This window comes from Thermophilibacter provencensis (assembly GCF_030372065.1).
Classification (GTDB): Bacteria; Actinomycetota; Coriobacteriia; order Coriobacteriales; family Atopobiaceae; genus Thermophilibacter; species Thermophilibacter provencensis_A.
On record NZ_JAUDEA010000014.1, the window covers coordinates 1 to 14,461 of the forward strand.

8 protein-coding genes are annotated in these 14,461 nt (G+C 66.0%); 1 reads left to right on the plus strand and 7 read right to left on the minus strand.

Going from position 1 to position 14,461, the window contains the following annotated elements; genetic code table 11:
• Nucleotides 1-298 precede the first annotated feature (298 nt).
• Together QUW25_RS08190 and QUW25_RS08195 are read right to left on the minus strand one after the other, a co-directional pair.
• Nucleotides 299-4,939: a 2-hydroxyacyl-CoA dehydratase gene (locus tag QUW25_RS08190; protein ID WP_289511716.1), complete on the minus strand. Its 4,641-nt coding sequence runs from the start codon at nt 4,937-4,939 to the stop codon at nt 299-301.
• Nucleotides 4,939-5,616: a TetR/AcrR family transcriptional regulator gene (locus QUW25_RS08195; RefSeq protein WP_289511717.1), complete on the minus strand. Its 678-nt coding sequence runs from the start codon at nt 5,614-5,616 to the stop codon at nt 4,939-4,941. Before QUW25_RS08195 ends, QUW25_RS08190 begins: the two co-directional genes overlap by 1 nt.
• 465 nt (nt 5,617-6,081) lie before the next feature.
• On the opposite strand from QUW25_RS08195, the gene QUW25_RS08200 reads away from it, so the two are divergent.
• On the plus strand, nt 6,082-7,053 hold the full coding sequence (locus QUW25_RS08200; RefSeq protein ID WP_289511718.1) for a serine hydrolase: 972 nt from the start codon (nt 6,082-6,084) through the stop codon (nt 7,051-7,053).
• A 181-nt stretch (nt 7,054-7,234) separates the two neighbouring features.
• On the opposite strand, the gene QUW25_RS08205 is transcribed toward QUW25_RS08200, so the two are convergent.
• The 5 genes from QUW25_RS08205 to QUW25_RS08225 form a co-directional block, all read right to left on the minus strand.
• Entirely contained in the window at nt 7,235-9,712 is a 2,478-nt protein-coding gene (locus tag QUW25_RS08205; RefSeq protein ID WP_289511719.1) for a phosphoketolase, read from the minus strand.
• Between the two features lie 144 nt (nt 9,713-9,856).
• Nucleotides 9,857-10,882 carry a LacI family DNA-binding transcriptional regulator gene (locus tag QUW25_RS08210; RefSeq protein WP_289511720.1) on the minus strand — a complete coding sequence of 342 codons (1,026 nt, stop codon included), beginning with the start codon at nt 10,880-10,882 and terminating at the stop codon, nt 9,857-9,859.
• A 14-nt stretch (nt 10,883-10,896) separates the two neighbouring features.
• Entirely contained in the window at nt 10,897-11,904 is a 1,008-nt protein-coding gene (locus QUW25_RS08215; protein ID WP_289511721.1) for a substrate-binding domain-containing protein, read from the minus strand.
• Between the two features lie 178 nt (nt 11,905-12,082).
• Nucleotides 12,083-12,793, minus strand: a complete 711-nt coding sequence (locus QUW25_RS08220; protein WP_289511722.1) for an L-ribulose-5-phosphate 4-epimerase — start codon at nt 12,791-12,793, stop codon at nt 12,083-12,085.
• A 47-nt stretch (nt 12,794-12,840) separates the two neighbouring features.
• Nucleotides 12,841-14,445, minus strand: a complete 1,605-nt coding sequence (locus QUW25_RS08225; RefSeq protein WP_289511723.1) for a xylulokinase — start codon at nt 14,443-14,445, stop codon at nt 12,841-12,843.
• Nucleotides 14,446-14,461: the final 16 nt, after the last annotated feature.

The window sequence follows — 14,461 nt, forward strand, 5'->3', positions numbered from 1 at the left end:
GTTTTGGCCCTTCTCGTGTCCCGCGGATCGCCTTATCCGGGGCGCCCGGGGAGGTTTTGGGGCAAAGGTTTTATGCCGCACCGCCGTGGAAGGAGCCAAAGCCACGTCCTTCTCGCCGCCGAGCCCGGCGGATTCAAGTTTGCATTGCACCACCACTTGGAGGTGGTGGTGCAATGCAAACTTGAATCCGCCCCAAGCGGGGACGCGGACCAACGCTCAGGCGAGAAGGACCCTCACACAAGAAGGCGCCGCCGGACACGCGGCCCGACGGCGCCGATCATGACACTCAACCCTGACGTCAGCTACGCGCCGCGGCCTTGGCGCGGTCGAGCTGGGCGAGCTGCTCGTCGCTCAGGTGGATGGGGCCGTAGTCCTCCCCACCGTACGTGGGATCGTCGGGATTCTCCAGCTTGAAGCCGCCGGAGCGGTTCTCGCGGAAGTTCTCCTTGGCCACAGAGATCATGAGCTTGATGCGGTTGAGCTGGTTCACCTCGGAGGCGCCGGGGTCGTAGTCAACGGCCACGATGTTGCTCTCGGGGTGCATCTGGCGCAGGCGCTTGATCACGGACTTGCCCACCACGTGGTTGGGCAGGCACGCAAACGGCGAGCAGCACACGATGTTGGGCGTGCCGGTCTCAATGAGGTCGCACATCTCTGCCGTGAGCAGCCAGCCCTCGCCCATCGTGTTGCAGAGAGACAGCACCTGCTCGGCCTTCTCGGCCAGCTCGAAGATGTCCGGGTACGTCTGGAAGCGCGTGGTCTTGGCGAGCATCTTGTTGATGGGCTCGCGCAGGCCCTCGATGAGCTTGATGCCGGCCATGTGGGTGGCGCGGCTCGTGGCCTTGGTGCCCAGCTCGGCGTTGGTGTTGATGGCGTTGGTCATGCCAAAGAGGAAGAAGTCCACAAGGCCGGGCACGTTGGCCTCGCAGCCCTCCTGCTCGATGACCTTGACCACCTGGTTGTTGGCCGTGGGGTGGAACTTGACCAGAATCTCGCCCACCACGCCCACGCGCGGCTTGGAGCGGTCGTTCACGAGCGGCAGCGCCTCAAAGGCGTCGATCGTGCGCTGGCAGAGGTCATAGAAGCGCTTGGAGCCGCCCGCCACGATGGTGCCCTTGGCGTCGGCCATCATGCGGTCGTAGAGCGCGTCGGCGGAGCCCGCCTCGGCCTCGTAGGGGCGCACGCGGTAGAGCAGCTGCATGATGAGGTCGCCGTAGAGCAGGGCGTTCACGGCCTTCATGAGGAGCCCCGGCTTCTTGAGGACGTCAAATCCGGGGTTCTTCTCGTCCAGGCCGGAGGCGGCGGTCAGGCTGATCACCGGGATCTCCGGGTGGCCGGAGTCCTTGAGTGCCTTGCGGATGAGGGCGATGTAGTTGGTGGCACGGCAGCCGCCGCCCGTCTGCGTGATGATCACGGCCAGGCGGGAGAGGTCGTACTTGCCGGAGAGCACCGCCTCCATGATCTGGCCCGTCACGAGGATGGACGGGTAGCAGATGTCGTTGTTGACGTACTTGAGGCCGGCCTCAACAGCGCCCTGGTCCACGGAGGGGAGCAGGACCACGTTGTAGCCGGAGCTCTTGAAGAGCTCCTCGATGAGGTCAAAGTGGATCGGCGCCATCTGCGGCACGAGGATGGTGTAGCCGGCCTTCTGCATGTCCTCGGTGTAGCGGACCTTCTCGAAGGCGGCGCTGGCGGCCTCGCGGTAGACTGGCACGCGCCCCTCCTGCGTGGTGCGGGCGCGCTCGAGCGAGCCGTCGGCGTTGTGGACGCCCACGGGCTCGACCTCGCGGACCTTGCCCTGGCTGGCGGCGCGGCGCAGCTCCTCGCGCTGCTCGGTGAGGGCGGCCATGAGGGAGCGGATGCGGATGCGCGCGGCGCCCAGGTTGGAGACCTGGTCGATCTTGAGGACGGTGTAGATCTTGCCCGAGGCCTCAAGGATCTCCTGGACCTGGTCCGTGGTGAGGGCGTCAAGGCCGCAGCCAAACGAGAAGAGCTGGATGAGGTCGAGGTCGTTCCTGGACGCCACAAAGCGTGCGGCGCGGTAGAGACGACTATGGAACATCCACTGGTCGATGACGCGGATGGGACGCTCGGGCTTCATCTTGTGCGCAACGGAGTCCTCGGTGAGCACGGCAAAGCCAAAGGAGTGCACGAGCGCGGGGATGGCGTGGTTGATCTCCGGGTCGTTGTGGTAGGGACGGCCGGCAAGCACGATGCCGTGCGCGTCATGCTCCTCGATCCAGCGCAGGGCCTCGTCGCCGGCGCGGTGCATGGCGTCCTTGAACTCAAGGTCGGCCTGCCAGGCGGCGTTGACGGCCTCGTCGATCTCCTTGCGGGTGATGTGCTCGCCGCGCACGCGGCCGCGACCATCCGCCGCGTCCTTCTCGCGCTGCTCGGAGACGAGCTCGTAGAGGCGGCGCTTGAGCTCCTTCTTCTTGTCATACGGGATGAACGGCGAGAGGTACTCGATCTTGGAGCCCTGGCCGAGCTCGTCAACGTTGAGGCCGAGCGCCTGCGGATAGCTCATGACGATCGGGCAGTTGTAGTGGTTGGTGGCGCCGTCGTCCTCCTGGCGCTCCCAGCGGATGCACGGCATCCAGATGAAATCCGGGTCCTTCTCGATGAGGTTCATGATGTGGCCGTGGGAGAGCTTGGCCGGGTAGCACACGCTCTCGGACGGCATGGACTCGATGCCGGCGTCGTAGGTTGCCGCGGAGGTCTGGTCGGAGAGCACCACCGAGAAGCCCAGCTTGGTGAAGAAGGCGTGCCAGAACGGGTAGTTCTCGTACATGTTGAGGGCACGCGGGATGCCCACGGTGCCGCGGGGCGCTTCGTCGGCGGGGAGCACCGGTCGGTCAAAGAGCAGCTTGTTCTTAAAGTCAAAGAGGTTGGGTGCCTCGTTCTTCTTGGCCTTGGAGCCACCCGCGCCCTTCTCGCAGCGGTTGCCCGTGATGAAGCGACGGCCGCCGCCAAAGTCGTTGATGGTGAGCAGGCAGTTGTTGGAGCAGCGCCCGCAGTGGACGTTAGTGTGCTTGACCTGCAGGTTGTCGATGTCCTCGCGGGAGAGGACCTGCGAGGTGCCATACGCGCCGGCACGGTCGCGGGCGAGAAGGGCCGCGCCGTAGGCGCCCATGCAGCCCGCGATGTCCGGGCGGATGACGTCACGCCCGGTGAGCTTCTCAAAGGCGCGCAGCGTGGCGTCGGACATGAAGGTGCCGCCCTGGACCACGCACCACTGGCCGATCTCATCGAAGTCACGCAGCTTGATGACCTTGAAGAGGGCGTTCTTGATGACGGAGTAGGAGAGGCCGGCCGCCACGTCACCGATGGTCGCGCCCTCCTTCTGCGCCTGCTTGACGCGGGAGTTCATGAAGACGGTGCAGCGGGAGCCCAGGTCCACGGGGCTCTTGGCGCGCGTGGCCGCCTGCGCAAACTCCTGGACGGTCATGTTCATGGAGACGGCAAAGCTCTCGATGAAGGAGCCGCAGCCCGAGGAGCACGCCTCGTTGAGCATGATGTGCTCGATGACGCCGTCCTTAACCTGCAGGCACTTCATGTCCTGGCCACCAATGTCCAGGATGAACTGCACGTCCGGGACAAAGGCCTTGGCACCGCGCAGGTGGGCGACCGTCTCGATCTCTCCGGAGTCGGCGCGCAGGGCCTCTATCAGAATCTGCTCGCCGTAGCCGGTGGTGGTCACGTGGCCGATGGTGCAGCCCTTGGGCAGGCGGTCGTAGATGCCGTCCATGATGTGGCGCGCGGTGCCGAGGACGTCTCCGTTGTTGTTGCCGTACCAGGTGTAGAGCAGCTCGCCGCCCTCGCCCACCACGGCGCACTTCATCGTGGTGGAGCCAGCGTCGATGCCGATGAACACGCGGCCCTGGTACGTGGCGAGGTCGCCCTTGGGGACCACCTGCTTGTCGTGGCGCTCCTTGAACTCCTGGAAGTCCTCCTCGGAGTCAAAGAGCGGCTCCAGGCGCGCGACCTCGGAGCCCTGGGTGTCCTTCAGGTTCTCGAGCAACTGGATGACCTCGTCAAAGGTCACGTACTTCTCGGACTCGCCGGCAAGGGCCGCGCCCGTGGCCACAAAGAGGTGCGCGTTCTCCGGCACGATGATGTGCTCGTCGTCCAGGTTGAGCGTGATGTAGAAGCGCTTGCGGAGCTCCGAGAGGTACTGGAGCGGGCCGCCGAGAAACGCCACGTGACCGCGGATGGGGTGGCCGCACGCCAAGCCGGAGACCGTCTGATTGGCCACGGCCTGGAAGATGGAGGCGGCGATGTCGGACGGCTTTGCGCCCTCGTTGAGCAACGGCTGGACGTCGGACTTGGCAAAGACGCCGCAGCGCGAGGCGATGGGGTGGATCTGGGTAGCGTCCTTGGCGAGCTCGTTCAGGCCCGCGGCGTCCGTGTGGAGCAGGGACGCCATCTGGTCGATGAAGGCGCCCGTGCCGCCGGCGCAGGTGCCGTTCATGCGCTGCTCGATGCCATTATCGAAGTAGATGATCTTGGCGTCCTCGCCGCCCAGCTCGATGGCGCAGTCGGTCTGCGGGATGAGGGTCTCCACGGCGCGCTTGGAGGCGATGACCTCCTGGACAAACTCCAGGCCCAGCCAGTTGGCGAGCAGCATGCCGCCCGAGCCGGTGATGGAGACGCGCATGGGGGCCGTGCCGATCACCTTGCGCGCGCGGGCGAAGAGCTCCTTTGCCGTGGCGCGGATGTCCGTGTGGTGGCGCTCGTAGTTGGCGTAGACGAGGTTGTCATTGTCGTCGATGACGGCGAGCTTGACGGTGGTGGAGCCCACGTCGATGCCCAGGCGCAGGTGAGCGTGGCTAAAGTCCGTGCGGCGCGCCGGGGAGAGCTCGGCGCCGTCCGCCTTGAGCTCGAGCGGCTGGCGGGCGCTCTTCTCGGCCTGGATGGATGCGGCGGTCTTATCGGTCATCAGTTGTCCTCCTCGGAGCACATCGCGGCAAGGGCGAAGCTGGGAATGTCGAGGTCAATGGGGTTGTCGTAGAGGTCGCCGGGGCGTACGAACATGAGCGCCGTCATGAGGCGCGCCATGATGGGCACGCTCTCGCGGCAGCCGCCGTCGAGCCAGCGCAGGAGCACGCCGACCTCAGCGGAGATGGCAAACGTGAGGTAGTAGTCAAAGAGCGGGCCCAGGGCGCGCAGGTCCAGCCCGTCGAGGGCGCGCGTGCCGATGACCTGGTAGACGAGGGCCTTGATGCGCTCGGCAAAGGCCGGGTCGCCGCCGTTGCCCAGGAGCGGGCGCAGGTAGTCCGCGCGGTCGCGCACGGCCGTGAGCAGCCCCTCCGCGCCGGGAGCCGGGGCGCCATGGGCGAGCGCGGAGCGCAGGTCGTCCAGGTGGCAGGCCGCAAGGCGCTCGAGCGGGGCCCTGAGCTCGGCGAGGGTCTCGTCCTCGATCTGCGTGACGAGGTCCGGGATGTCCTTGAAGTGGGAGTAGAACGTGCGCCGCGTGACGCCGGCGCGCTCGGTCACCGCCGTGACGGTGACGCGGGAGAGGTCGCCCGTCGCAAGGATCTCATCCGCGAGGGCGCGCCGCAGGGCCCGCCGGGTGCGGACGCTCCTGCGATCGGTGCTGAGCACGCATTCCTGCATGGAGTCCCTTCTCCGATATTTCACAGCCTGCGTAGTATTGCACAACCTGTGCAGAAATGGGACGGCGAGAAGCGCGGCATAACTTCTCCACGCGCTGCGACGCACGCCGATGTGACACTGGCGTCAGAGCTGAGCGTCACATCAGGGCTGAGTGTCATACCGACAGGACGCACAAATCCGGTTTTGAGCAAACGCCGCACTCAAATGGGTGATTTGTGCATTGGGGCAACGAAGGAGGTCCTTCTCGCTGACAAAACCTCAGTTGGCGAGAAGGACAGGCGGCTCCCCGCCCCGAAAAGGCGACCCATGAGACGCCCCCAACGCTCAAAACCCTTAATTGAGCGCCCGCTTTGCACAAATCCGGATTTGAGCGCAAAGGGGCGGGCGCACGTGACACTCAGCTCTGACGCCAGTGTCACGAGTGTCATACTGGTGCGAGAGACGAGCGCCTAACGGGAGGCAGCCATGCGTCAGACCCACATCCTTGCCGTCATTCTTGCCGCGGCGTGCCTGCTGCCGCTCTGCTCGTGTGCCCAGGAGCCCCAGGCAGCCCCGGAGGAGCAGCGCGCGCCGCAGGTGGAGGTATACGACCGGACCGCCGACGAGGTCGAACCGGAACCGGAGCCCGAGCCCGAGCCGGAACCGGAACCCGAACCTGAACCCGAGGAGCCCCCGTTTGATACCACCGCCCCCGTTGCCAACGCTACCTCGCAGAGCGGCGTGAGCGCGACCGCACCCGAGGGGTTTCTCGACACGTCGGCTTTTGCCGAGGTAGACGCCCAGATTGCCGCCCTCGCGGAGGACGGCTACCACGTGGGCGTGGTGATGCGCGACCTCACCACCGGAAACGAGATCTCCTACAACACCGACGAGCGCCTCTACCCCGCAAGCTCCATCAAGGCCTCGTTTTGCGCGATGGTCTGCGAGAACAACGGCGGGGCCGGCAGCATGGCCGCAACGGTTGAGGACTGCCTGGTCAACTCCTCAAACGAGGCCTTTGAGACGCTGATCAACACCTATGGCCTCTACGCGCACGCCGCGTGGCTTCAGGCCCACGGCGCGCCGGAGGCGGCGGCGGACGCTGACTACTGGTACTACCCCAACATTTCCGCAGGTGAGCTTGCCGCCGTCTGGGAGGAGATCTATCGCTACGGGACCTCGGGCGAGGCCGGCGGCAACGAGCTTGCCGGATACCTCGCACGCACCGTGAGCTCCCCCATCGGCGAGCTCCTGCGCGAGAAGTGCGACGTCTGGAGCAAGCCCGGCTGGTTCCCGGACAACGGCGAGCTTGTGGCCACCAACGACGCGGGCGTGGTCTTCTCCGAGAGCGGCCCCTACGTCATGGTGATCATGACCACGATGAGCTCAAACCTCGACGGGCTGCTGCCCCTTATCGACGCCCTTGACGCCGCCCACGCCACCATGTGCGGCGCGTGACGTCACAGCCGAGAGGCGCCGGCCTGGGAACACGCACTTCTCGACAGGCAATCTCAAAATAACGCGCAAAAACGTACATGTACGTTATTCCGGCGCACACCCGCAAAACAGACCCGGCCGCACGTCTCGATTGGCGAGAGGTGCGGCCGGGCCCTTGGGGTGCGTGTGACGCGAGCGCTACTTACTCGTTGTCGCCCGCGGTCATCTGCGTGGCGGAGATGTCCTCGCCGGCGTCGGAGGCGTCACGCCACTTCCAGTCGGTGAAGGCCGGGTGGTCGTAGCCGTTGTCGACGGCAAACTGGAAGGCCTCGACGCGGAACTTCTCCCACTCGTCGATCTGCGCGGCCCACTTCTCGGCGTCGATCATGCGAAGGGCGTCCGCGGCGAGCGCCCAGCGGTCCATGTCGTTCACGCGGACCATGTCGTACGGCGTGGTCGTGGAGCCCTGCTCCTTGTAGCCGTGGACGTTGAAGTTGTCGTGGTTCGGGCGGTCCCAGATGAGGCGGCGGATCGTGCCGGGGTACGCGTGGAACGCAAAGAGGACGGGCTTGTCGGCCGTGAAGAGCTCAACGAACTTCTCGTCGGACATGGCACGGTCGTTCTCGCAGGCGTTCTGGATGCTGAGAAGGTCGAGCACGTTGACCAGGCGAACCTTGACGCCCAGCTTGTCGAGCATGTCGAGCGCGGCCATGGCCTCGCCGGTGGGAACGTCGCCGCAGCAGGCGAGCACGATGTCCGGCTCCTCGCCCTCGGCGGTGTTGGACGCCCACTTCCACTCGGCGGCGCCGGTGGCGAGCTCCTCGCGGGCCTCGTCGAGCGTGACCCACGTCGGGGCGGGCTGCTTGCCGGCAAAGATCGCGTTCACGCAGTTGGTAGACGTGTAGGCGCGCTCGGCCACGGCAAGGAGCAGGTTGGCGTCGGCCGGGTAGTAGATGTTCACCACATGGTCGTTGTTGAAGTTCTTGTTGAGAAGAACGTCAACGAAGCCGGGGTCCTGGTGCGAGAAGCCGTTGTGGTCCTGGCGCCAGACGTGGCTGGAGAGCAGCATGTTGAGGCCGGAGATCGGCGCGCGCCAGTCAATGTGGCGGACGGTGGCCTCGAGCCACTTGCAGTGCTGGTTGACCATGGAGTCAACGATGTGCACGAAGGACTCGTAGGAGCTCCAGAGGCCGTTGCGGCCGGTGAGGATGTAGCCCTCGAGCAGGCCCTCGCACTGGTGCTCGGAGAGCTGCTCGATGATGTTGCCCACGGGCGAGAGGTGCTCGTCGTTGGCAGGGTCGTCGTAGGTGCCCTCGCCAAACCACTGTTTGTCCGTCACCTGGTAGGACGGCTGCAGACGGTTGGAGGCCGTCTCGTCCGGGCCAAAGATGCGGAAGGCGTCACGGTTACTGTTGATGAGCTCGGCCGTGTACTCGCCGAGGACGCGCGTGGCCTCCACGGCGCCAAAGCCGTGGCCCTTCTCGGCGACGGGGACCTCGTACTTGGCGGTCTCGGGGAGCTTGAGCGGCTCGCGGAGCTTGCCGCCGTTGGCGTTGGGGTTGGCGCCCAGGCGCAGCTCGCCCTTGGGCATCCAGTCCGTGACCTCGGGACGGATGGCGCCGTTCTCGTCGAAGAGCTCCTCGGGCCTGTAGGACTCCATCCAGCCCTTGAGGACCTGGAAGTGGGCCTCGGTGTCGCGAGCGGAGGCCAGCGGCACCTGGTGCGCACGCCAGGAGCCCTCGGTCTTCTTGCCGTCGATCTCCTTGGGGCAGGTCCAGCCCTTGGGGGTGCGGAAGACGATCATCGGGTAGAACGGGCGGGAGGCCTCGCCGGCCGCCACGCGGGCCTTGATGTCGCAGATCTCGTCGAAGACGGCCTCGAGCAGCGCCGCAAAGCGACGGTGGATCGAGGAGTGGTCCTCGTTGTCAAAGCCGGCGACGAAGTTGTACGGGTGGTAGCCCATGCCGCGGAAGAACTCGTCGCGCTCGGCGTCGGAGATGCGGGCGAGGATCGTGGGGTTGGCGATCTTGTAGCCGTTGAGGTGCAGGATCGGGAGCACGATGCCGTCGGTCAGCGGGTCCATGAACTTGTTGGTCTGCCAGGAGGTGGCAAGCGGGCCGGTCTCGGCCTCGCCGTCGCCCACCACGGCAACCGCGAGCAGGCTCGGGTTGTCAAGGACGGCGCCGTAGGCGTGGGAGAGCGTGTAGCCGAGCTCGCCGCCCTCGTGGATGGAGCCGGGGGTCTCGGGCGCGTAGTGGCTGGGGATGCCGCCGGGGTAGGAGAACTGGCGGAAGAACTTCTGGAGGCCTGCCTCGTCATCGGTGATGTCCGGACGGACCTCGCGATAGGTGCCGTCGAGCAGGGACTGCGCGGTGCCGGCCGGGCCGCCGTGACCGGGACCCATGAGGAAGATGGCGTTCTGCTGGTGATCAGCGATGAGGCGGTTCACGTGGCCAAAGAGGAAGTTGATGCCCGGCGTGGTGCCCCAGTGACCAACAAGGCGGTGCTTGACGTCCTCGCGGCTAAAGCCCTCGCGCATGAGCGGGTTGCTGCGGAGGTAGATCTGGCCCACCGAGAGGTAGTTCGCCGCGCGCCAGTAGCGGTCGACGCCCTTGAGCTCCTCCTCGGAGACACCCCCGTTGAGCTTCTTCCACGGGGTGCCGATGACGGGCTGTGCCATGCTTGCTCCCTTCGTCCTTCGCCCCTCCCTTTGGGGCAAATGTTTCAGCTTGATTGCAAGTGTACGTGAGTAAAACGTTTTACTTCTCGAGAATTCCTGAATTTCTCGTGAGCGCCCACTTTGTGCCGGGTACGTTTTGGACGCTCACGAGAGGGTGCGCACGCTGGCCTTGAGCACCAGGCGCGGCATGAGGATGCGCTCCTCGGGCTCGCCCAGCTCCCCGCGCGCGCCCTCCTCGATCCTGCGGAACAGGAGCTCGAGCGCCGCCGCGGACAGCTCGTCCACGTTCTGCTCGATGGAGGTGAGCGCGGGCTCAAAGAGCACGTCCACAGCCGAGTTGTCGTAGCTCACCACCGAGTAGTCGCGCGGGACGCGAAGCCCCCGCTCATAGAGGCGCTTGAGCAGGCCAAGGGCGATGTTGTCGCTCGTGGCGAGAACCGCCGTGGCGTCCGTGTCCAGAAGGGCGCGGGCGGCCTCGTAGGCGGCGGGGATGTAGTAGGTGCTGTCGAGCACGAGCGCCGGGTCCGGCTCCACGCCCTTCTCGGCAAGCGCGCGCTCGTAGCCGGCCACGCGCTCGCGGCCAGTGTTGGAGGCAAGGTTGGCGAGACAGGCGATCCGGCGATGCCCGGCGTCAAGCAGGTGCCGGCACGCCAGGTAGCCGCCCGCCTCGTTGTTGAAGGCCACCTTGTCGCAGGAGAGGCCGTCGATCAGGCGGTCAACGAGCACGTAGGGCACCGGCAGCTGGGAGAGCGTCGCCGCCAGGCGCTCGTCCGTGCCGGACTCCCCCGAGGCAACCACAAACAGGCCGTCCGCGCCGCGGTTCACGAGCTGCCGCACGAGCCCGGAGTCGTTTTCCGAGGAGTCATCCGAGTTGGTGATGAAGAGCGCGTGACCCCGCTCGCGGCACCCCAGCTCCAGGCGCCGCGCAAGGGACGAGAAGAACCGGCTCTCGATGTTGGGCACCACGAGGCCAACGGTCTGGGAGTGCTGCGTCACGAGGCTGCGCGCGATCTGGTTGGGGATGTAGCGCTTCCGGCGCGCCACCTCCTTGATGCGCCTGCGGTTCTCGGCAGAGATCTTACACGGGCGGTCGTTGAGCACAAGCGAGACGGCCGTCGGCGAGAGGCCAACCTCGCGCGCGATGTCCCTCAGCGTCACCTTGGCGGCCACGTTTGCCCCCCGCCCTAGGTGAGCGCGCGGACGCTCTGCCGCTCCACGAACGTCGTTGAGAGGTGGACCACGCTCGTGTAGTCGCGCGGGGTGCGCATGCGGTTGATGACGGTCTCCACCGCCAGCTCGCCCATCTCGCGGTTGGGAACGCGCATCGTGGTGAGCGGCGGATTGGCGATGCTCGCAAAGGAGAGGTCGTCAAAGCCGACCATCGAGACGTCCTCGGGAATGCGTATGCCCTGCTCGTTCATAGCACGCATGCAGCCGAGGGCCATGATGTCGTTCTCGACGAAAAACGCGGTGGGGAGCACCGGGTTCTTGGCGAGCCACGCCTTCATGGCCTCACGCGCGGTGCCCACCGTCGTACCCACCTCAACGCAGAAGTCGGGGTTCACGGGCAGGCCCGCCTCGCGCAGCGCGCGCCGCCAGCCGCGCTCGCGCAGCGGGAAGTTCTTGATCCGGCACGAGCCGTAGATGTAGCCGATCTCGCGGTGCCCCATCTTGATGAGGTAGGTCACCGCGCGGAAGGCGGAGTTCTCGTTTGAGGTGACGATGCAGTCAAAGAAGAGGTGGTCGCTCCAGCCGTCCACCACCACAAACGGCGCGGTGGGATTCTTGAAGAGGTCGTAGTCCTCCTCCGCCATCTCCGTGCCCAGGAGCACCACGGCGGTGTCCGGGTTGTGCGTGAGGTCGTGGGCCTGTCGCGCCGCCGTCTGCCGGTCGGAGAGCTCGATCGTGGTGTAGATGGTGCTCAGGCCCTGGGCGCTCGCGGCGCGCTCCACGCCCTCGATAACACCCGGGTGGAAGGTGCCCTCGTCGAGGACCTCGCCCGACTTGCGGGCAAAGACAAAGTTGACGTTCTCCACGCGGTCGGGCCGCTCGTAGCCAAGCTCGCGCGCAACGCGCAGGATGAGGGCCGCCGTCTCCTTGTTAACACCGCGTTTATGGTTGAGCGCGTTGGAGACGGTTGCCGGAGAAAAGCCCGTTTTCCTGCTGATTTCTCGTACGCCTGAGTGTCTCATAGGGGCTCGGTTCCACTCTTGCTGTGCTGCCATGACACCCCCTATATTAAACAAATCTAAACACTGTTACGCCCTCGCCCGCCTAAAAGGGGACTGACCCCCTTTAGGCGGGCTTGCGGACGGTTGATGACGGGCTGCCCGGTGATGATGACAAACTACCCTGTCACCTTTGTCATGATCAGTGGGCGCCGCCCTGGCCGTAGTAGGCGTTGGGGCCGTGCTTGCGCAGGTAGTGCTTGTCCTGGAGGTACTGCGGGGCGGGCTCGACGCCGTGGTTGAGCGCCTCGGTGCGGGTGGCCATCTTGCAGACCTCCTCGAGCACCACCGCGTGGTAGACGGCCTGCGCCGCGTCCTTGCCCCACGAGAAGGGCCCGTGGTTGCGCACCAGAACGGCCGGCACCGCCACGGGGTCGATCCCGCGCTCGGTGAAGCCCTCGTGGATCACCTTGCCGGTGTTGAGCTCGTAGGCCTCCTCGATCTCGGCCTCGGTGAGGCCGCGCATGCAGGGCACGGGGCCGTAGAAGTAGTCGGCGTGCGTGGTGCCGTAGGCGGGCACGTCGCGACCTGCCTGCGCCCACGAGACCGCCCAGGAGGAGTGCGTGTGCACGACGCCGCCGATCTTCTCGCCCCACTTCTGGTAGAGGTAGGCGTGGGTGGCGGTGTCGGAGGACGGGTTGAGCTCGCCCTCCACGACCTTGCCGTCGAGGTCGCAGATCACGAGGTTCTCCGGCGAGAGCTCGTCGTAGTCCACGCCGGACGGCTTGATCACAAAGAGACCCCTCTCGCGGTCGAGCCCGGAGGCGTTGCCCCAGGTAAAGACCACCAGGCCGTGCCTGGGCAGGTCCATGTTGGCCTCGTAGACCTCCTCGCGGAGCTCCTTGAGCATCATGTTCTTCTCCAATCAGTCGGGTGATGAAAAGTGGCAGTCGCGCTTCATCACAGCACGGCCTCGGCGGTCTTCTCGGCCTCGTTTACCTTCTTGAACGTGGCGAGGAAGGCGCGGTAGCCCTCAACGTCGGCCGGGTCGGGCTCGAGCGTGGTGCCCTCCATGCCCGCAAAGACCTTGTTGTTGAGGTAGTCCGCGAGGGACTCGCCGTCCTCGTGGCGCGCCATGTAGGCGGCCGCCACGGCCTGGCCCCAGGCGCCGCCCTCGCCCGCCGTGGCCATGACGGTCACGGGCGCCTCGAGCGCCGCGGCGAGCAGGCTCTGGGCCACCTTGGGCGTCTTGAAGATGCCGCCGTGGCCGTAGAGCTTGTCGATCTTCACGTCCTCGGCGCGCAGCGCCTCGTTGCCGGCGGCAAGCGCCCCAAAGGCGGCCATGATGTGCATGCGCATGAAGTTGGCGATCGAGAAGTTGGCGTTCTGCCCGCGGACAACCATCGGGTAGCCCGTCTGGACGCCCATGACCGTCTCACCCGAGATGAACGGGATGGAGACGATACCGCCGGCGTCCTTGTCGCCCTCAAGGGCGGCGTTGAAGAGCTTGGTAAAGACCTCGCCCTTGCTGAGCTTGGTGCCCATGAGCTCGGAGAACTCGCAGAGCAGGTCAACCCAGTCATTGATGTCCGAGGTGCAGTTGTTGCAGTGGACCATGGCCACCGGGTCGCCCACGGGCGTGGTCACGAGGTCAATCTCCGGCACGGTGGCGTCCTTGAGCGCGTGCTCGAGCACGATCATCGAGAAGACCGAGGTGCCGGCAGAGACGTTGCCGGTGCGCGGCGCGATGGAGTTGGTGGCGATCATGCCGGTGTCGGCGTCACCCTCGGGCGGGCAGAGCGGGCAGCCCGGCTCGAGGTCGCCGTCGGCGTCGAGAAGGGCCGCGCCCTCGGGCGTGAGGTGTCCGGCGCACTCCCCCGCCACCAAGATCTTGGGCAGCAGGTCCTCGACCTTCCAGGCAACGCCCTTGGAGGCCACGAGCTCGTCGAACTTGGCGATCATGGCCGCGTCGTAGTCGTGCGTGGTGGAGTCGATGGGGAACATGCCGGAGGCGTCGCCAATGGAGAGGACCTTCTCGCCCGTGAGGCGCCAGTGGGCGTAGCCGGCGAGCGTGGTGAAGAAGGCGATGTGGGGCACGTGCTCCTCGCCGTTGAGAACGGCCTGGTAGATGTGGGAGACGCTCCAGCGCTCGGGCGTGTGGAAGGCAAAGAGCTCGGAGAGCTCGTGGGCGGCCTGCGTGGTGGTGGTGTTGCGCCACGTGCGGAACGGCACGAGCAGCTTGCCTTCGGCGTCAAAGGGCAGGTAGCCGTGCATCATCGCGGAGATGCCGAGGGCGCCCACGCGCTTGAGCGTGACGCCGTACTTCTCGGCAACGTCCGCCTTCATGGACGCGTAGGCGGCGGCAAGACCGGCGAAGATCTCCTCGTCGCTGTAGGTCCAGTAGCCGTCGATCAGGGAGTTCTCCCAGTCAAAGGCACCAATGGCGATGGGCGCGTTCTGCGAGTCAACGAGAACCGCCTTGATGCGCGTCGAGCCGTACTCGATGCCCAGCGCCGTGGCCCCGGACTCGAGCTCCTCGATGATCTGTTCCTTGGTGAGTGCCATGTGTTCTCCTTGTTGA